This is a genomic window from Sorangium sp. So ce145 (genome assembly GCF_051525985.1).
GTDB lineage: Bacteria > Myxococcota_A > Polyangia > Polyangiales > Polyangiaceae > Sorangium > Sorangium cellulosum_B.
Genome location: NZ_CP150315.1, coordinates 11,851,882 through 11,869,135 on the forward strand (window position 1 = coordinate 11,851,882; position 17,254 = coordinate 11,869,135).

The 17,254-nt window shown below is 72.2% G+C and carries 17 protein-coding genes; 9 read left to right on the forward strand and 8 right to left on the reverse strand.

The features are described 5' to 3' along the window. The first annotated feature begins 85 nt into the window (after nt 1-85). From WMF34_RS44030 to WMF34_RS44045, 4 genes are all read left to right on the forward strand, one after another. Entirely contained in the window at nt 86-1,651 is a 1,566-nt protein-coding gene (locus WMF34_RS44030) for a glycosyltransferase family 2 protein (protein WP_012241217.1), read from the forward strand. A gap of 320 nt (nt 1,652-1,971) precedes the next feature. Continuing rightward, nucleotides 1,972-2,277 carry an integration host factor subunit alpha gene (locus WMF34_RS44035; protein WP_012241218.1) on the forward strand — a complete coding sequence of 102 codons (306 nt, stop codon included), beginning with the start codon at nt 1,972-1,974 and terminating at the stop codon, nt 2,275-2,277. Between the two features lie 11 nt (nt 2,278-2,288). Then, nucleotides 2,289-2,654, forward strand: a complete 366-nt coding sequence (locus tag WMF34_RS44040) for a MerR family transcriptional regulator (protein ID WP_437994706.1) — start codon at nt 2,289-2,291, stop codon at nt 2,652-2,654. Then, nucleotides 2,635-3,297: a hypothetical protein gene (locus WMF34_RS44045; RefSeq protein ID WP_437991566.1), complete on the forward strand. Its 663-nt coding sequence runs from the start codon at nt 2,635-2,637 to the stop codon at nt 3,295-3,297. Before WMF34_RS44040 ends, WMF34_RS44045 begins: the two co-directional genes overlap by 20 nt. A gap of 122 nt (nt 3,298-3,419) precedes the next feature. On the opposite strand, the gene WMF34_RS44050 is transcribed toward WMF34_RS44045, so the two are convergent. Both WMF34_RS44050 and mgtE read right to left on the reverse strand, forming a co-directional pair. Further along, nucleotides 3,420-4,031: a single-stranded DNA-binding protein gene (locus WMF34_RS44050; protein ID WP_012241221.1), complete on the reverse strand. Its 612-nt coding sequence runs from the start codon at nt 4,029-4,031 to the stop codon at nt 3,420-3,422. Nucleotides 4,032-4,286: 255 nt separating this feature from the next. Further along, a complete protein-coding gene (gene mgtE / locus WMF34_RS44055; RefSeq protein WP_012241222.1) occupies nt 4,287-5,672 on the reverse strand; it encodes a magnesium transporter in 1,386 nt (461 codons plus the stop codon). A gap of 649 nt (nt 5,673-6,321) precedes the next feature. On the opposite strand from mgtE, the gene WMF34_RS44060 reads away from it, so the two are divergent. Both WMF34_RS44060 and WMF34_RS44065 read left to right on the forward strand, forming a co-directional pair. After that, complete coding sequence (locus WMF34_RS44060; protein WP_437991567.1) at nt 6,322-8,682, forward strand: hypothetical protein; 2,361 nt, start codon at nt 6,322-6,324, stop codon at nt 8,680-8,682. A 207-nt stretch (nt 8,683-8,889) separates the two neighbouring features. After that, nucleotides 8,890-9,582 (forward strand): response regulator transcription factor, encoded by a 693-nt coding sequence (locus WMF34_RS44065; RefSeq protein WP_044967244.1) that lies wholly within the window; start codon nt 8,890-8,892, stop codon nt 9,580-9,582. Here WMF34_RS44065 and WMF34_RS44070 read toward each other — a convergent pair. Continuing rightward, on the reverse strand, nt 9,564-10,505 hold the full coding sequence (locus WMF34_RS44070; protein ID WP_437991568.1) for a M23 family metallopeptidase: 942 nt from the start codon (nt 10,503-10,505) through the stop codon (nt 9,564-9,566). The two genes, WMF34_RS44065 and WMF34_RS44070, sit on opposite strands and share 19 nt — an antisense overlap. A 205-nt stretch (nt 10,506-10,710) precedes the next feature. Between WMF34_RS44070 and WMF34_RS44075 the strand changes: the two genes are divergently transcribed. Then, a complete protein-coding gene (locus WMF34_RS44075; protein ID WP_012241226.1) occupies nt 10,711-11,388 on the forward strand; it encodes a HEAT repeat domain-containing protein in 678 nt (225 codons plus the stop codon). Further along, nucleotides 11,388-12,215: a class I SAM-dependent methyltransferase gene (locus tag WMF34_RS44080; RefSeq protein WP_437991569.1), complete on the forward strand. Its 828-nt coding sequence runs from the start codon at nt 11,388-11,390 to the stop codon at nt 12,213-12,215. Before WMF34_RS44075 ends, WMF34_RS44080 begins: the two co-directional genes overlap by 1 nt. Nucleotides 12,216-12,272: 57 nt before the next feature. Here the strand turns inward: WMF34_RS44080 and WMF34_RS44085 are convergent, their stop codons facing one another. Both WMF34_RS44085 and queD read right to left on the reverse strand, forming a co-directional pair. Then, a complete protein-coding gene (locus WMF34_RS44085) occupies nt 12,273-12,551 on the reverse strand; it encodes a (2Fe-2S)-binding protein (protein ID WP_012241228.1) in 279 nt (92 codons plus the stop codon). A 4-nt stretch (nt 12,552-12,555) separates the two neighbouring features. Continuing rightward, on the reverse strand, nt 12,556-12,918 hold the full coding sequence (gene queD, locus WMF34_RS44090) for a 6-carboxytetrahydropterin synthase QueD (protein WP_012241229.1): 363 nt from the start codon (nt 12,916-12,918) through the stop codon (nt 12,556-12,558). Nucleotides 12,919-13,051: 133 nt separating this feature from the next. On the opposite strand from queD, the gene WMF34_RS44095 reads away from it, so the two are divergent. Continuing rightward, a complete protein-coding gene (locus WMF34_RS44095; protein ID WP_272096326.1) occupies nt 13,052-13,174 on the forward strand; it encodes a hypothetical protein in 123 nt (40 codons plus the stop codon). 27 nt (nt 13,175-13,201) lie between these two features. Here the strand turns inward: WMF34_RS44095 and WMF34_RS44100 are convergent, their stop codons facing one another. From WMF34_RS44100 to WMF34_RS44110, 3 genes are all read right to left on the reverse strand, one after another. Further along, nucleotides 13,202-14,764, reverse strand: a complete 1,563-nt coding sequence (locus WMF34_RS44100; RefSeq protein ID WP_437991570.1) for a GAF domain-containing protein — start codon at nt 14,762-14,764, stop codon at nt 13,202-13,204. Between the two features lie 133 nt (nt 14,765-14,897). Beyond that, nucleotides 14,898-16,016, reverse strand: a complete 1,119-nt coding sequence (locus WMF34_RS44105; RefSeq protein WP_012241232.1) for an acyl-CoA reductase — start codon at nt 16,014-16,016, stop codon at nt 14,898-14,900. Nucleotides 16,017-16,018: 2 nt separating this feature from the next. Continuing rightward, the gene (locus WMF34_RS44110) at nt 16,019-17,230 is read right to left on the reverse strand and encodes an acyl-protein synthetase (RefSeq protein WP_437991571.1); all 1,212 of its coding nucleotides are present in this window, start codon (nt 17,228-17,230) and stop codon (nt 16,019-16,021) included. Between the last annotated feature and the right edge of the window lie 24 nt (nt 17,231-17,254).

Consider the following 17,254-nt stretch of genomic DNA (forward strand, 5'->3'; position numbering starts at 1 on the left):
TCTGTCGGCGCCTGCAGGGGTGGAGAACGGCGCTCTCGCCCGTCCCCACGGCTGCACGGCAACCCGCCGGCGGTAGGTGCTCGCGATGCTCTCCCTGCTGCTCTGTGTCCTCTACTTCGGCGTGCTGATCGGCCTCAGCGGCTACGGCCTGCACCGGCTGCACCTCGTGGTCCTCTGTCGCCTGAACCGCGCGAAGATCACCCGCGCGCAGGAGGTCGCGGCCCTGACCGATCGCGACCTCCCGCCGGTGACGATCCAGCTCCCGCTCTTCAACGAGTCGACGGTCGCGGCGCGGCTGCTCGATGCCGTCGCGAAGATGGACTACCCGCGCGACAAGCTGGAGATCCAGGTGCTCGACGACTCGACGGACGAGACGCAGGGCCTCGTCCGCGCGCACGTCGAGCGGCTGCGCGCGCTGGGCCTCGACGCGGTGTACCTGCACCGGGTGGACCGCGTCGGCTACAAGGCGGGGGCGCTCGACGCGGGGCTCAAGATCGCGAAGGGCGAGCTGGTCGCGATCTTCGACGCCGACTTCATCCCGCAGCCGGACTTCGTGCGGTCCATCGTCGGCCACTTCGAGGACCCGACGGTCGGCATGGTGCAGACGCGGTGGGGCCACCTGAACCGCGACGTCTCGATCCTCACGCAGGTGCAGGCGCTCATGCTCGACGGCCACCACCTCGTCGAGAACCGCGCGCGCTTCGGCGCGGGCCTCCTGTTCAACTTCTCCGGCACCGGGGGGATGTGGCGCAAGGACGCCATCCGCGAGGCGGGCGGCTGGCAGCACGACACGCTGACCGAGGACCTCGACCTGTCGTACAGGGCGCAGCTCGCGGGCTACCGCTTCGTCTACCGCGAGGATGTCGTCTCGCCGGCGGAGCTCCCCGAGGACATCTCGGCGCTGCGCGCGCAGCAGTACCGCTGGGCCAAGGGGACGGTGCAGACGGCGCGCAAGCTGATGGCGACCGTGCTGAGCGCCAAGCTCTCGCTCGGGCAGCGGATCGAGGCGTTCTTCCACCTCACGCCGCACTTCGCCTACCCGCTGCTGGTGCTGCTGAGCGTCCTCTTGCTGCCGGCGCTCGTGCTGTTCCCCGCGGCCGACACGCTGACGATGATCGCCATCGACCTGCCGCTCTGCACGGCGACGACGGGGTCGCTCGCGGCGTTCTACATGCTGGCCGAGACGGCGCAGGGCCGCTCGCGCTGGGGCGCGGTCAGGCGCTTGCCGATGCTCATCGCGCTCGGGACGGGGCTCGCGCCGTACCTGTCGAAGGCCGTGATCGAGGGGCTCCGCAGCATGTCCGGCGAGTTCGTCCGGACGCCGAAGCAGGGCGACAACAAGGGCCGGTACAAGGTCCGCACGGACCTGCCGATCACCGAGGCGATGCTCGCGGTGCTGTCGTGCGGCGCGGTTGTCGCGTCCGTGGAGACGGGGCACTACTTCGCCACGCCGTTCGCGGTGCTCTTCGCCGTCGGCTACCTCTACGTGGCGTTCCTGGTCATCCAGGAGCAGATCGTGCGCCGCCGCGACGTGGCCTCGAGCGCGCCGGTCGTCGGCTGGAGCGACGCGCGGCCGGGCGAGGCGGCCGTCGTCGGCGCCTGGTCCCGGCAGTCGACGAAGGAACGCCACCTCGGCGATCTTGCCGTCTGAGCGGATCGTCGCCGCCGAGCCCATCCTGCGCCCGTGGTCGCGCCGGTGAGCCTGCCGGGTTCCTGGCCGCCGGACCGAGGGTGCGAGGTGTGGGGCGCTGCTCGTGGGGTCGCGGGTTCGCTCCGAGCGCTGCGTTGCTCGGGGGGGCTCCACGAAGCGTGCCTGGTGCACCTCGGGCGAAGCCTGCGTAACCCCCTAGACCTTACCGACGCACGCTGGCATTCTGCCCTCCAGGCCGGTCGGGGGACCGCACGCGGCTTCCTGAACGGTCTTCAGGGGTTGCGGCGCGTCCCCCCTTCTGCAAGGGCGATGGGGGTGTCATGACGAAAGCCGAAATCGTTCAGGCGGTCTACTCCCGCCTTGGGGGCTTCTCGAAGAAGGAATCTGCCGATCTGGTGGACCTCGTGTTCGAGACCATGAAGGAAACCCTGGGTCGCGGGGAGAAGATCAAGATCTCTGGATTCGGCAACTTCGTGCTGCGCGACAAGCGCCAGCGGCAGGGTCGCAACCCCCAGACCGGCGACCCCATCCTGATCACGGAGCGCCGGGTCCTGAACTTCAAGGCGAGCCAGATCTTGAAGCAGGCCCTCAACCCGCGTGAGACGGCCTCGGCGGCCGAGGAGTAGACCGCTTGGCGGTGCGCGCGCAGCTTCCGGCGAAGCTGTACTACCGGATCGGCGAGGTGGCCGGCATCGTGGGGGTCGAGCCGCACGTGCTCCGGTACTGGGAGACCGAGTTCCGCTCCATCCGCCCGCAGAAGTCGGCGAAGGGGCAGCGGGTCTACAGCCGGCGCGACGTCGAGACGCTCCTCAAGGTCAAGGAGCTGCTCTACTCGCACCGCTTCACGATCGCGGGCGCGCGGCGCAAGCTGCGCGAGGGCGGCATCGAGCCGCCGGCGCCGGACGCGGGCGCGAGCAACGAGGAGGTGCAGCGGATGCGCACGGCCCTCGTCGAGATCCGGACCGAGGTGATCGCGCTGATGGATGAGCTCGAGCGCGTCTGAGCTCCACGGCGTGGCGCCGGGCCTCGGGTTGCGCCTTGCGTTGCCGGCCGGAGCGAGCGACACGCCGGAGGAGGCGCTCCCCGCGATCGACGTCTCCGCGATCGCCGGCGCGAAGGTGACGCTCCTGCGGGGCGTCGAGGCGGACGGGCTCTCGCTGCGCGCGGTGTGCGTGACGGCCCCGTCGCGGCAATGGGTGACCGGCCTGGAGGAGCTCGTGCTCGATCGCGCCTCGGGGCTCGTGCGGGGGGGCCTCGGGGTGGCGATCGAGCGGTGGGAAGCAGGGCCGATCCACGCGCGGTCGCAGCGGTTCGAGCAGGCGTTCGAGGGAGCCGGGAGGGCAGGCGCGCGCGCGGTGGTGATCCGCGGGCAGCACGTGCTCGGCTTCGCCGGGAGCGAGCACGACGCGGCGCTCTGCAGCCTGGCCTGCCTGGAGCCTGCGCAGGGGACGGGCGACCGGTGCGGCGCGCTGCTCGGCGCGACCGCGTTCGAGGGCGCCTTCGTGGCGCCACCTGAGCCGGGGCTGCTCGTGCGGACGATCTTCCTCGCCGCGGAGCAGCCCCTCGCCATGACCGCGGCGCTCGGAGTGCTCGCGGCGGCGGGGGTGACCGTCCTGCTGGCGCGGCGGCCGCGGCCGCGGCCCTAGGGCGGGGAAGAGGGGCTCGTGGAGAGCTGCCCGGCCCTCGGAGAGGGCCTGTCGCGTGGATGCGAGATGTTGAAGGGAGAGGGGGACGCGAGGCGGATGACTCGACCGGGCAGGGGGAGCGATCAGAACGGGATGTCGTCGTCGTTGCCGCCGCCGTAACCGCCGCCGCCGAAATCGTCGGGCGGAGGACCGGGATCCTGCGCAGCCGGCGCGGGGCGACCGCCTCCGCCGCGGTTGTAGCCGCCGCCCGCCGGGCGGCCGCCACCACCGCCACCGCCACCGTAACCGCCGCCGCCACCACCGCCGCCGCTATAGCCACCGCCGCCGCCCCCGCCGCCGTAGCCACCGCCGGGATCAGCGCCGAACGCGCCCGCGTCGTCGCCGACAGCGCCGCGACCGCGGCCCCCGCCCGTCAGCAGGACGTTGTTCGCGATCACCTCGGTCTTGTAGCGCTTGTTGCCATCCCGGTCGTCGTAGCTCGACGTGCGGAGCGAGCCCTCGATGAAGATCGAGGAACCCTTGCTGAGGATCTTGCCCAAGGCCTCGGCGCGCTTGCCCCAGATCACGACATTGTGCCAGTCCGTCCGTTCTTTCCGGACCTTGTCGCGGTCCAGGTACGACTCGGTCGTCGCGAGCCGCAGGTTCAAGACGGCCTGACCCCCCTGGGTGAACCGGAGCTCTGGGTCGGCGCCCAGGTTGCCGAGCAGCATTACGCGATTCAAGCCTTCGGCCATCGTCACTCCTTCCCTAGGAGGGGCTCAGCGCACGCTGCGCTGAACGAACGTCGCCTGCTTCACTCCCCCATGGGGGCCGACGCGTCAAGGGTCGTGGCGCGCCGAAAAGCACGCGGCGCGCCCGCGCGGGGGGGACCGGCGTGGGCCTCGGCACGGGCGGCGCGGCGTCGCTCGATCGCCGTCCGGTAACCGTCGGATAACCGTCCGGTCGCCGTCCAATTCCGCCAGGTGCCGCGCAATTCCGCGTGATTCCGCTCACCCGCCCGCTCCGGCCTGCGCGAGGAGGTCGGCCAGGAAGAGCCGGGCGATCGTGAAGTAGAGGAGGATCCCGAGGACGTCCACGAGGCTCGCGATGAACGGCGTGGAGCTGGTCGCCGGATCGAGGCCGAGGCGCCGGAGCAGGAGGGGGAGCATGGCGCCGACGGTGCAGCCCATGAGGACGATCGCCATCAGCGTCGCGCCGATCGTCAGGACGAAGCCGGTGCCGTCGCCCCAGAGCCAGACGCGGAGCATGCCGATGACGGAGAGGATGAGGCCGAGCACGACCGCCTGCCCGAGCTCGCGGACGAGGACGCTCGCCCAGTCGCCGACGCGCACATCGCCGACGGCGAGGCCGCGGATGATGAGCGACGACGACTGCGAGCCGGAGTTGCCGCCCGTGGAGATGAGCAGCGGCACGTAGTAGGCGAGCGTCGCGACGACCTCGAGCTCGTGCTCGAAGCGCCGGAGCACCTCGCCGGTCATGAACTCGCCGACGAACAGCACGGCGAGCCACGGGGCTCGCTTCTGGATGAACGTCCAGAAGCTCGTCTTGAAGTAGCTGTCCTCGATGGGGCCGACCGCGCCGAGCCGCTGCATGTCCTCGGACTGCTCCTCCGTGAGGACGTCCATCACGTCGTCGACGGTGATGACGCCGAGCAGCTTGCGGTCCGCGGAGAGCACGGGCAGCGCGTTGAAATCGTACTTGGCCATGGTCCGCGCGACCTCTTCCTGGTCGGTCTCGGGGCTGACGGCGAAGACGTTCTCGGTCATCACGTCCGCGAGCTTCTCGGACGGCGAGGCGAGCAGCAGATCGCGCAGCGACACGACGCCGATGAGGTGCCCGCGATCGGAGACGATGTACACGTAGTAGATGGTCTCGGCGTCCTCACCGACGGCGCGGATGCGCTCGATCACGTCGGCGACCGTGAGGTGGATGCCCACCGACACGTAGTCGGTGGTCATGAGGCCGCCGGCGCTGTCCTCGGGCCACTTGGCGAGCTCCTCGACCTCGGCCGCCGCCTCGGGGTCGACCTTCTCCAGCGTGGAGAGCAGCGTGCCGCTGACCTGGTCCGGGAGGGCCTCGATGAGGTCCGTGCGGTCGTCGGCCGCCATCTCGGAGACGATCGGCGCGATGCTCTCGACGCCCATCTGCTCGACGAGCGCCTCCTGGGTCTCGCCGTCGAGGCGCTCGAAGATGGGCGCGGCCTCCTCGGCCCTGAGCGCCATCAGGACCTTCGCCGCTTCGGCGTCGTCCAGCAGGCCGATGAGGTCGGCGAGGTCCTCGTCGTGGATCTCGTCCAGCAGGTCGGAGAGCTGCGCCGGATCCTCGGTGAGCAGCTGCCGTACCTCCGGGACCATGGCGAGGGCGACGCGCAACATGCCCGGGCACTGACCACAACTCGGCCCTGCTGGGAAGCGGCAAACCCCACCGGCGCCAGGCCCGCGGCCCACCCAGCTCCCCGCACCGACAGCTCTCCGCACCGACCGAGGTTGGGCTGCGGCGCCGCCGCGGCCGACCGAGGTTGGCCCTCCCACGACCGCCCGTCGCGCGCGATGGAGGCTGGGCTCCCGCGACCTGGGAAGGGGTGGTTTGCAATACAGTGATAAGTGAACTTTCTCGATTGGCCGACCCAGGTTGAGGACCAGGCTGGAGGAGCCAGGTCGACCCAGGTTGAGGGCGGGTCGCCTACTGCGTTGGCTGTCGCGCAATCAGGTTGACGTCGCGGCGGCGCGCGGGGCATGGAGGGCACGGGTCCGCGGCGGCGGCATCTCGTTTGCTATGGCACCCCTTCGTGGGCTCGTGCGGGGCCGGCCGGGTCGAATTGACAGCCTTCCGGTCGGGTCCCTAGCATCGGGCTCCCGTCGAGCCGTGGATCGCCTGCGGAAGTCGGTCATGGGCCCGTGGACGGCGGGCCTTTTCGGTGGCTTGACCGCCGCGCAACTGGATCGGTGGTCGAAAGGAAAGTCGAATATGACGCGGATAGAGCGTGAGAGCAGGCGCCCGTGGAGGGGCGCGGTGAGGTTCGCCATGGCGGGCCTGCTGATCGCGGGCACAGGCAGCGCCTTCGGATGTCTGAGCCGCCCCATCGCCGAGAACAGGCCCCGGTCGACGTCGACGATCGTCGAGCGGCTGACGCAGAGCTCGGTCGACAAGATCGACCTCCTCCTGGCGATCGACAACTCGGGCTCGATGGCCGACAAGCAGGCCATCCTCGCCACCGCGATCCCCGACCTCGTCCAGGGTCTCGTCAACCCGCGCTGCATCCACAGGGACGGCGTGATGACGACCACGGTCGCCTCGCCCAACACGCCCTGTCCGCAGGACTACAAGCGTGAGTTCGAGCCGGTCAAGGACATCCACATCGGCATCATCAGCTCGAGCCTCGGCGGCCACGGGTCGGGCGCCTGCCAGGGGACGACGAGCGCCTCGAACGTGGACATGGCGCACCTCCTCGCGCGCACCGACGAGAACTCCAACGTCAACGACATTCCGACCTACCTCAACCGGGGCTTCCTGGCCTGGGATCCGGATCAGAAGCTCGACGGTGAGCCGGAGACGCCGGATCCGAACGACGGCGAGGCGGACATCGGCCCCAATGATTCGAACGCCGACCTCAACGACACGACGCTGGTCGGGCAGCTCACCGCGATGGTCAAGGGCACGGGGCAGACCGGCTGCGGCTTCGAGGCGCAGCTCGAGAGCGTGTACCGCTTCCTCGTCGACCCGGAGCCCTACGCGACGATCAGCATTGACCCGGCCACCGAAAACATCGTCGTCACCGGCGAGGATGCCGACGTCAAGAGGCAGCGCGCCGACTTCCTGCGGCCGAGCTCGCTCCTCGCGATCATCATGCTCACCGACGAGAACGACTGCTCGATCCGCGAGGAGGGCAAGAACTACCTCGTGGCAGAGACCTCGCCAGGCTTCCGCCTGTGGCGGCCGCGCGTCGAGTGCGCCACCGATCCGGGCAACAAGTGCTGCAGGTCGTGCAGCCAGAAACAGGACGACTGCCCCAAGGACGACACGTGCAAGGGCACGGACGGCAACACCGCCAGGCTGACCAAGGAGGAGGACCCGGTCAACTCGCGCTGCTGGGATCAGAAGCGCCGGTTCGGCTTCGACTTCCTCTACCCGATCGACCGCTACCGGCGCGCCTTCACCGAGGCGCAGATCCCGAACCGCAGGGGCGAGCTGGTCCCGAACCCGATCTTCAGCGATCCGAACCCGGACGACCTCGACTCCAACGTCCGCGATCCCGGGCTCGTCTTCTTCGCCGGTATCGTCGGCGTGCCGTGGCAGGACATCGCGCGTCAGAATGCGGATGGCCAGCCCGACCTGCTGAACGGCCTCAACCAGGACGGCGAGCCGGTCGGTGGGTTCAAGAACTCCGACGAGCTCAGCGCTCCGGTGGCCGGCGCCGCCAGCACCTGGGAGCTCATCCTCGGCGATCCCGCGAAGTACCAGGCGCCGAAGGATCCCTTCATGGTCGAGTCGATGAAGCCTCGCTCGGGCACGAACCCGATCACGGGTGATGCGATCGTCGGGCCGCAGGCGACGGGCTGGAACAGCATCAACGGCCGCGAGTACACGATCCCGGAGGACAGCACGGGGGACCTCCAGTACGCGTGCATCTTCGATCTCCCCCGGGACGCGGTGAAGACCTGCGACGGGGCGGCTCAGAGCTGCGACTGCAGAGCGGTGGGGACTCAGGCGATCGACAACCCGCTGTGCAGGCCTGATGCGGGGAACGATCAGGCGGATCCGGCGCCCAGGTCGACGACGCAGATCAAGGCGAAGGCCTACCCGGGTCTCCGCGAGCTGCAGCTCATCCGGGAGCTCGGCCCCCAGGGCATCGTCGGCTCGGTGTGCCCGCGCCAGCTCGAGAACTCCGGCGCGGCCGACTACGGCTACCGGCCGGCGATCGGCGCCATCATCGACCGCCTGAAGACGGTGCTCGGCGGCCAGTGCCTGCCGCGCACCTTGACGCCGGACACGGAGCAGCAGGTCTCCTGCCTGATCCTCGAGGCGCGCAACTCGCAGGGCCAGTGCAACTGCAACGATCCGAGGAAGCTGGGGCGCCTCGACGTGACGGGTGCTCATACGGCGGCGAAGGACGAGGTGCTCTCGCTCGACATCGCGAAGGCGTCCGGCTGGGACTGCGTGTGCGAGATCCAGCAGCTCGAGGGCGACGGGGCCATCGCGTGCAGGACCAGCGTCAGCGACGACATCGACGTGCATGGATGGTGCTACGTCGACCCGGCGATCCGGCTCGGCGAAGCCAGCCTCGTGGCCGACTGCCCGTCGACCGAGCAGCGCAAGATCCGGTTCACGGGCCAGGGCGAAGCCCAGCAAGGGGCCACGCTGTTCATCACCTGCTCCGGCGAGTAGGCGGCGTCAGCGGACGTCAGCTAGCGCCAGCTAGCGTCAGCTAACGTCAGCTAACGTCTGATTGAGCCCGGCGCGCGGGGTGCGATCGTGAGATCGCGCCCCGCGGCGCTTTTGTGGCGCTTCGCGGCTCCAGAGCGGCTCCAGCGAGCCGGCCGGAGGAGCGCCGGGAGGGACCTGCCCGGTTTTGTGCTAAGACCGGACTCCGTCGTGGTGGCACGCAAGAAGATTCTCATCATCGAGGACGAGCCCCACATCGTGCTGGGGCTGACGGACGCCCTCGAGTTCGAGGGCTTCTCGGTGGCGTCGGCCTCGAAGGGGAAGGACGGCGTGCTGCTCGCGCGGCAGGAGAAGCCGGACGCCATCCTCCTCGACCTCATGCTCCCCGACACCAACGGCTTCAAGGTCTGCGAGGATCTGCGGCGCTGGGACGCGTTCGTGCCGATCATCATGCTGACGGCCCGCGGCCAGGAGATCGACAAGATCCGCGGCCTCGACGCGGGCGCCGACGACTACGTGACCAAGCCGTTCAGCGTGGGCGAGCTCATCGCCCGCCTGCGCGCCCTCTTCCGCCGCGCCGCCCGGCCGGCCGAGGCGCCCGTCGAGGTGTTCTCCATCGGCAACGTGCAGATCAACATGACCGCCCACACGGTCTCGCGGGGCTCGCGCTCGGATCAGCTGTCGTTCTACGAGGTCGAGCTCCTTCGCCTGCTGCACGAGCGCCTGGGCCAGCCGGTCTCGCGCGAGGAGATCCTCCAGAAGATCTGGGGGATCGAGGCCGGGCCGTCGAACCGCACGGTCGACAACTTCATCGTCAAGCTGCGCAAGAAGATCGAGCGCTCGCCCGACAAGCCGGAGCACATCCTCACGGTCTACGGCTTCGGCTACAAGCTCGCTCCCTGACGGAGCGGCAGGACGTTGCGGAGGTCGCAAGGCACCGTCACCGCGGCGTCGGTGATGCGCTTCGGATCGAGCTCTTCGATGCGCGCGCCCTCGCGGATCTGCCGCGCCTCGAGGCGGAGCCGGACGAGACCCGGGCTGCCCGTCTCGCCGGCGTACCCGACCACGTCGCCCGCGTCGAGGCGCGCGCCCGCCACGACGCCGGGGCCAGGGCGATCGAGGTGGCCATGGAGCAGGAGGTACCTGCGCACGCGATCCGCGTCGCGCGCCTCGCGCACGTCGTGCGCCGTGGCCACCGTGATCCCGGACAGCGCGCCGACGAAGACGACCTCGGCCTTCCCCTCCTGGCCCTCGAGCTTGAGCGCTGCCACCCGCTCGCCGCGCGTCGCGGCGATGTCGATCCCGCCGATCCACGACGGCGGCTCGGGCCGCGCCGCGCCGATCGCGGCGACGGAGCCCGCCGCAGGCAGCGCGCCCGCCCCGGCTGGAGCCTCCTCGACAAGGAGGAACCCCGGCGGCGCGTCCGGCGCGCCGATCGGGAACATGTACGCGGCGGCGCTCGCCGGACGTTCCGGGCGGCGGGGGATGTGCTCGTGGGCCTGGCCGCGCGTGCCCGCTCTTGCGGGGCGCGCGCCGGCAGGGTCAGAGAGTGCCGCAGCGCCGCCTTCGGGGAGCGGCGCGCCCGGAGCAGGCAGCGGGACGCAGGCGGCGCCCTCCGGCACGGTGCGCGGGCCGCAGAGCGCCGCCGCGCCCGCGGCGCCGCGCGCCGCGGCCGCCGGAGGGACGACCGCGGGCGGCGGCGGCTCGGGATCGTCGATGCCGCCGAGCGCGAGGACCAGCGCCGACGCCGCGGCGCCGCGCACCAGCGGGGAAGGGGAGAGCGCTGCCCTCGCCGGGCGGGCTTGCAATGAGCCGGACACACGCATGCCACGAACGGTCTACCGCATCGCGCGCGGCGGGCGAGCTCGATGCAGCGGGGCGCGCTCGTCCCGCCCGGCTTGCGCGCGCGGCCCCGGCGTGGGCGGCGCCGGGCACGCGCGGCCGCGCCCGCCGTGGACGGGAATTCGCGGGGAACAGGCCCTTGTTGCCTGCCGGCTTGCGGAGACGACGCGCTGTTGATAGCTCCTCTTCGTGCAAAATCGTCAAGCCATCGAGACGACCCTGAACAAGCTGTTCGACGCGGAGCGCACGGCTCGCCGGCTCCACGACGAGCTGACGGCCATGCCCGGCGATGGGCTGCTGGATGTCCTCACGGACGCGATCGCGGCCGCGACGCGCGAGAACGACGAGGACGAGGCGGCGCTCCGGCTGGTGCGTATCGCGTCGCTGCTCGGCGAGCACGAGGGGCCGCGCGCGCTCGACGCGCTCATCGATGTGCTCGCGTCGGAGCACCCCGAGGCGCGGCAGGCCGCGGGCGAGGAGATCGAAACGCTGGCCTACGATCGGTTCAAGGAGGTCGCGCAGGCGATCGAGCGCGCGCTGAAGCGGCTGCCGGTGGGCTCGTCGGCGCTCCCGGAGCTGCCGTACCTCATCGCCGAGGTGCCGGAGCCGGGCGTGCCGAAGCTGCTCAGCCAGTTCCTGAGCCACAAGGATCCGGACGCGGTCGCGGCGGCGATCGAGACGCTGGTCGAGATCGGTGACCCGGCGCATGCGCCGCTCATCCAGCCGCTGCTCGACGACAAGCGCACGGTCGAGCTCGCGGACGACGGCGGCGACGACGCGACGTCGGAGGTCACGATCGGCGAGCTCGCCGAAGAAGCGCTCAGCCTCCTCGCGCCCTACGACGACGAGGAGGACGGGGTCGCCTGATGATCGGCCCGCCGCTGAGCGCGGCGGACGCCGTGTTGTTCGAGCACGCGGTCGTCCCGCGCTACCTCTCGTTCTTCGCCTCGCTGGCGGTCGAGATGCTGCTGCCCTCCGAGGCGGCGCGCATCGTCCACCTCGGCTGCCGGAGCGGCTTCCCCGACGCGATCGTGGCCGACAAGCTGCCCGGCGCGACCCTCGTGGGCGTCGACGGCTCCGCCGCCGCGCTCGAGCTCGCGCGCGACAAGGCCGCGCTGTTCTCCGGGATGAACGCGAGCTACGTGCTCGCCAACGCCCTGCCGACGCCGCTGCCGGACGCGAGCTTCTCCCACGCGTTCACGCTGCACCCGGTCTGCCGCCCGAGCGAGCGGGCGCAGCTCCTCGCCGAGCTGCGCCGGGTCCTCGTCCCCGGCGGCCAGGCGCTCATCGCGCTGCCGCTCCGCGGTTCGTTCCCGGAGATCGCGGACATCGCGCGGGAGTGCGCGCTCAAGCAAGACCTCTCGGAGCTCGGCGCCGCGGTGGACGCCGCCGCCGTCAGCCGCCCCACGATCGAGACCATCGCCGAGGAGATCGAGGGCGCGGGGCTCGACGAGGTCGAGGTCGACGTCCAGCTCATCGCCGTGTCGTTCGAGAGCGGGCGTGAGTTCCTCGAGGATCCCATCTCGAGGTTGATGGTGATCCCCGAGTCCACGGCGATGCTCGACGTCGAGCCGCAGATCATCGACTCGATGCTCAAGTACCTGCACCACGCGGTCTCGAAGTACTGGTCCGAAGGGGTCTTCGAGCTGACCGTGAACGTCGGGTGCGCGAGCGCTCGGCGCCCCCTCGTCTGATCACGGTCGACGATCGGGCCAGGGCGCTGGTCGCGCGGAGCGCGGCCAGCGCTAGCGCTAGCGCCCGCCGCCGCGGAGGCCGAGCTCGTCGAGCCCGGCGAGCGCCGCGAGCGAGACCGGGTGGTACGGCGGCCGCGGGGTGATCGGCTTCCGGACGTCGCCCCCGCGCTCCTCGATGAGCCGCGCGCAGAGCGCGAGGCACCACTTGCCCTGGCACCAGCCGGTGCCGAAGCCCGTGTAGCGCTTGACGGACTCGATGTCCTTGTAGCCGCGATCCATCGCGGCCTCGAGCTCGTGCAGCGTGACGTCCTCGCAGCGGCAAACGAGCGTCTTCATCGATCTAATCGCCCTCGTACTCGCAGCGGGCGTCGCAGGTCTCGAAGATGGTGACCCGGTTCAAGGACGGCAGCGACGGCGCGAGGCGGGTCCAGATCCACCGTGCGAGCACCTCGCTCGTCGGGTTCTCCAGCCCGGGGACCTCGTTCAGGTAGTGGTGATCGAGCAGGTCGTGGAGGGGAGCCCAGGCCTCGTAGAGGTGGCTGTAATCGATGAACCACCCCGTCTCCTCGTTCACCGGGCCGCGGATCGCGACCTCGACCTTGAAGCTGTGACCGTGGAGGCGCGCGCACTTGTGCCCCTGCGGCACCTTGGGAAGGCGGTGGGCGGCTTCGAAGCGGAACTCGTGTACGAGACGGACGTTCATCGGAGCAGCGGTCATGGGGCGATCGCCGTGGGGCGTCAACGCCCCGTGGCCTGAACAGGGGGCGGCGTGAGGTACGGGGTTCCCTCGAGGGGCTCGAGCGGCTATACCGCCGGCCATGCCGCAGAAGCCCGCAGTGAGAGCCAAGAAGAAGCGTCGCGATACGAAGCGCCTGGCGAACTGGCGCGCCAAGAAGGAGCTGCAGAGCGCCCAGGGGACGCCGGCCGAGCCGGCCGCCGCCGCGCGGTCCGGCAGCTGAGCCGCGAGCACCGGCCCCGGCCGGTGCTCAGCTCGCCGGCTCGTCCTCTTCGCCGTCGTCTTCGTCGGATTCCGGCGACGCGGGTCCCCTGCGTCGCGCCGCGCGAACGGTCGCGACCTCGGCCCGGGACGGGTTGATCACCAGGAAGCCGTGGTCCGCGTCGAGGAGCGCGACGTCTCCTGGCGACGCCCAGCGGAACGCCCCCGCCACATCCACGATCGACGGCACGCCGAGCAGCTGGAGGAGCACGAGCGAGCGCGGCCCGGACCGGTCGCTGAGCGCGACGCCCACCGGGTGGGCCCGGGCGGAGATCAAGAGGTCGAAGACCGTCAGCTGGTCTCCCACGAGGACCGCCTTCGACGGGAGCTCGGCCCGGGCATCCGGGGTCGCCAGCATCAGGATCGCATCGCAGAGATCCTCGATGTCACGGGCGCGATCCTGCAAGAACGGGTCACCGACGATCCCGTTGGCGGCCCGCGCCACCTCGCGAGCGACCGTCCCGAGCGCCTGCGCGACGTTGCGCCCGCCGGCCGCGAGCTCGAAGGCGCGCGCGCGCAGGCGGCCGTCGCCGATCATCAGGAGGTAGGTCGAGAGGAACGCCGCCTCCTGCGCGAGCCCTCGCTTGGCCGCGCGGGCGTTGAGGTCGAGGAGCGCCTTCTCCGCGATGTCGAACGCGAGCCGCAGGAGCTTCGGATCGCCGCTGCCCTGCCGCGCGCCGAGCGATGAGGTCGCCGGCCGCCGCAGGGCCGCGATGGCGCCGAGCGCGCGCCCGGCGACGACGGGCAACCCCGGCAGCGTCACCTTGCGCGTGCCGCCGCCCGTGCGCCGCCGCCGCTCGCGCAGCTCGTCGAGCACCTGCGCGTGGCGAGCGCCGGCCGCGATCGGCGCGGTCAGCGCCATGACGAGCTCGACGTCCCGCGCCGTAAAGGCGCGATCGCCCGCCCGCTGCACGACCAGGGCGCCGAGCGGGCGGCCGCTGCCGAGGATGGGCGCCGCGAGGAAGACCGGGAAGCGCTCTTCACGGAGCTCGGGGAACGCTCGATAGCGCTCGTGCTCGGTCGCCTGGACGACCGAGATCGGCCGCAGGCACTCGACCGCCATGCCCGTGATGCCCTGCCCGACCGAGAGCCGCACCGTGCCGCGCGCCTCGCGCGGAAAGCCGACGTTGCCGCGCAGCACGAGCTCGTCGCCGTCGCCCTCGAGGAGGTACAGCGAGGCCACGTCGGCGCCGAGGATCGCGGCGATCCGCTGCGGCGCCTCGTCGAGGAGGAGCGACAGCGGCATCGGCTTCGCCACGAAGGCCAGGTACTCGATCACGAGATCCAGGCGCTCGTCGCGGCGCACCTGGATCCTCGCGGAGGCGACCGACGGCGGCGCGCCCTCGTCGTCGGCACCCGCGGCGCGGGCCGAGCTGCTGGCCGGATCGCTCGAGAGGGACGCGCCCTCCTCGTCGGGGCGGCGCTCGTCCAGCGCGCGGTCCACGAGGCTGTCCCGTGATCCCTCCACGCCGGACGGCGTCGCCGACGGGCTCGCGATCGCTTCGAGCTCCGTGGGCGGATGGGTCGCCTTCGGATCGGTGCGCGACGACATGCCATGATCGCTATCACACACCGTCGCTCGAGCGCACCTTGCTCCCACCACGTCCCGATCGTGTCGCGGTCTGGACGGCGCGGCCGCGCGACGTGCGCGCTCGCCGCGAGCCGCCCGCGCGGGCCGCCGGAGGTCAGGGCGTCCGCAGATCGACGGGGCCGTCGAGGGGCGGGCGCTGCATCCGCCCGAGCGCGGAGAGCCGGGCGCGCGGGGCTGCCGCGGCCGCCGCGCGCGCGAGCGTCCCGCCTCCGCCCGCGCCGATCGCGGTGATCGCGCCGCGGATCGGCGCGAGCAGCGCCGGAGCGGCCTCGGCGCTGCTCGCCGCCACGTGGACCACGCGCGCCGCCGGCGGCAGCAGCAGCGATCGCGGCGCCGGATCCAGGCCGATCCCATGTCCTCGCCCTTCCCAGAACGAGCCCACGGCCTCGAGCGTGGCCCGGTACATGGTCACCTCCGCGCGGGCGGGGCCGTCGAGCGGCCCGCGCGGGACGCGCGCGCCTGCCTCCTCGAGCGCCTCGTGCAGGCCGCGCGCGAGCGCCTCCGCGCGCTCGGCCGGGCCTTCCACCAGCGCGAAGCGCGGCGACAGGCAGCCGCGCTGATCGAACGGCACGACGTCCGCGGCGATGTCCCGCGCCGCCTCGACGAGGTCCGCGTCCAGGCCGACGACGGCGAGCCCCAGGCCGGCGCCGTGCCCGCGCACGAGCACGCCCGGGCCGGCCTGGGCCCGCAGCGTCGCCACGGTCTGGTCCGAGCCGTAGACGTGCAGCTCGGCGTGCGGCAGATCCCCGGGAACCCGCTCGCCGGCCGCCGCCCCGGCGTCCCCGAGCGCGACGTCCGCGACCAGCGCGATGGCCCCGCCGGCGCGGCGGAAGCCTTCGTCGGCCTGCAGCGCGCGCACGAGGAGCTCCGCGACGACGGGATCGCGGCGGGACGGGCGCACGAGGACCTCCGGCGCTGTCGCCGTCGCGACGGCGATGGCCCGCAGCGGCGCCGTGCAGACGTTGGCCGCCAGGACCACGTGACAGCGGCGCGCGCGCCCCGAGGCCGCCACGAGCGCGTCGAGCTCGCCGTGGCTCGGCGCGACCTCGAGGTGGCGGCCGAGCGCGAGCTCCACGCCCTCGGGCGAGAGGCCGCTCGTGGAAGGCAGCCGCTGGCGCGCCTCCTCGCCCAGCGGATCGCGCGCGTCCGCGATCCGCGCCGCCGCGGCGACCGCGCGCTCGACCCGGAGGCGCCGCGCCGCGCCGTCGTCCATCGTCACGCCCCGCCGCCGAGCATCTGGTCCATCGCGATCGAGCAGCCGCGCGGCGGCGCCCCGGACGCGCGGCCCAGGAGCTCGACGCCCTCCGCGGTGACGCGCACGCGGTCGGCGGTCTGGATGGCGACCGCCGAGTCGACATTCGCGAGATCGACGATCCGCGCGAGCCCGATCTCCCCCGCGGGGAGCGGCGCGAGCGTCTCGGGGTCCACCGCGGTGACGCGCGTCCAGGGAGGCGCGAGGTACAGCCCCGGCGCCGCGCCCGGTGCGCCGGAGAGCGCCGCCGCGAGCGTGCCCTCGTAGAGCTGGCTGGAGAGCTCGGTCATGCCGTACTCGCTCACCACGTGCGAGAGGGGCACCCCCAGCGCCCGCGCGATCGACGCCCGCAGCTCGTCCGCGGGCACCTCGCGCGAGCGGCCCTTGTAGCCGCCCGTCTGCATGACCCGGCTCCCTTCGGGCAGCAGCGCCGCGCCCTCGGGCAGCCGCGCCTCGAGAAGATGCTCGATCAGATGCTCGATCAAATGCACGAAAGCGAACGACGTGCCGAGCACGAGCGCCGGCTCTCCCGAGGCGCGCGCCTCGGCGCACGCGCGGGCGAACCCCGCGGCGTCGAGCTCGCCGCCGCGAACGTGCCAGCTCGCCGGCCCCGAGAGGCGCGCCGCGAAGCGGTCGATCATGAACCCGAGCGACGAGTCCGGCGCCTCGTGGAGCGGCGGCGCGAGGACGATCGCCCGGAGTCGCGCGCCGTCGGGCCACAGCAGGCGCTCCCCCCACGCGAGCGCGGCGAGCTCGTACGTGGCGGTCGTGCGGAACGGGTGCTCGCCGCGGGACGCCGCGCCGAGGGAAGTCCCGCTCGTGCGGAAGACGCGCTCGTCCGCCTCCGGCGGGTGGGCCGCGACGCGCGCGAACCGGAACACGTCGCACGGCACGGCGGGGATCTGCGCCGCGTGATCCATCGCGGCGACGTCCGCGCCGCGCGCCTCGAAGAGGCGGGCCACCGGCGCGCAATGCGCGGCCTGGTGCCGGGCGAGGGCGATCGCGAGCGCATCGAAGGTCTCCGGGAGCGCCCCGCGCTCGCCCTGGTCCTGCGGAGGAGAGGCGGCCGCCGCTCGGCCGGCGCCTGTCGAGCCCGCCCTGTCCACGCCGAGCGACGCCTCGATGAACGCCCGCGCGCGGCGGTGCAGCGCCTCGCTCTGGTCTATCGGTCCCACGGGCACCGGGATAGCACGCGCGTC

Coding starts and splice junctions, on each gene's coding strand:
- WMF34_RS44030 (WP_012241217.1), top strand. CDS start 86: ATGCTCTCCCTGCTGCTCTGTGTCCTCTACTTCGGCGTGCTGATCGGC.
- WMF34_RS44035 (WP_012241218.1), top strand. CDS start 1,972: ATGACGAAAGCCGAAATCGTTCAGGCGGTCTACTCCCGCCTTGGGGGC.
- WMF34_RS44045 (WP_437991566.1), top strand. CDS start 2,635: ATGAGCTCGAGCGCGTCTGAGCTCCACGGCGTGGCGCCGGGCCTCGGG.
- WMF34_RS44050 (WP_012241221.1), bottom strand. CDS start 4,031: ATGGCCGAAGGCTTGAATCGCGTAATGCTGCTCGGCAACCTGGGCGCC.
- mgtE (WP_012241222.1), bottom strand. CDS start 5,672: ATGTTGCGCGTCGCCCTCGCCATGGTCCCGGAGGTACGGCAGCTGCTC.
- WMF34_RS44060 (WP_437991567.1), top strand. CDS start 6,322: ATGGCGGGCCTGCTGATCGCGGGCACAGGCAGCGCCTTCGGATGTCTG.
- WMF34_RS44070 (WP_437991568.1), bottom strand. CDS start 10,505: ATGCGTGTGTCCGGCTCATTGCAAGCCCGCCCGGCGAGGGCAGCGCTC.
- WMF34_RS44080 (WP_437991569.1), top strand. CDS start 11,388: ATGATCGGCCCGCCGCTGAGCGCGGCGGACGCCGTGTTGTTCGAGCAC.
- WMF34_RS44085 (WP_012241228.1), bottom strand. CDS start 12,551: ATGAAGACGCTCGTTTGCCGCTGCGAGGACGTCACGCTGCACGAGCTC.
- queD (WP_012241229.1), bottom strand. CDS start 12,918: ATGAACGTCCGTCTCGTACACGAGTTCCGCTTCGAAGCCGCCCACCGC.
- WMF34_RS44100 (WP_437991570.1), bottom strand. CDS start 14,764: ATGTCGTCGCGCACCGATCCGAAGGCGACCCATCCGCCCACGGAGCTC.
- WMF34_RS44105 (WP_012241232.1), bottom strand. CDS start 16,016: ATGGACGACGGCGCGGCGCGGCGCCTCCGGGTCGAGCGCGCGGTCGCC.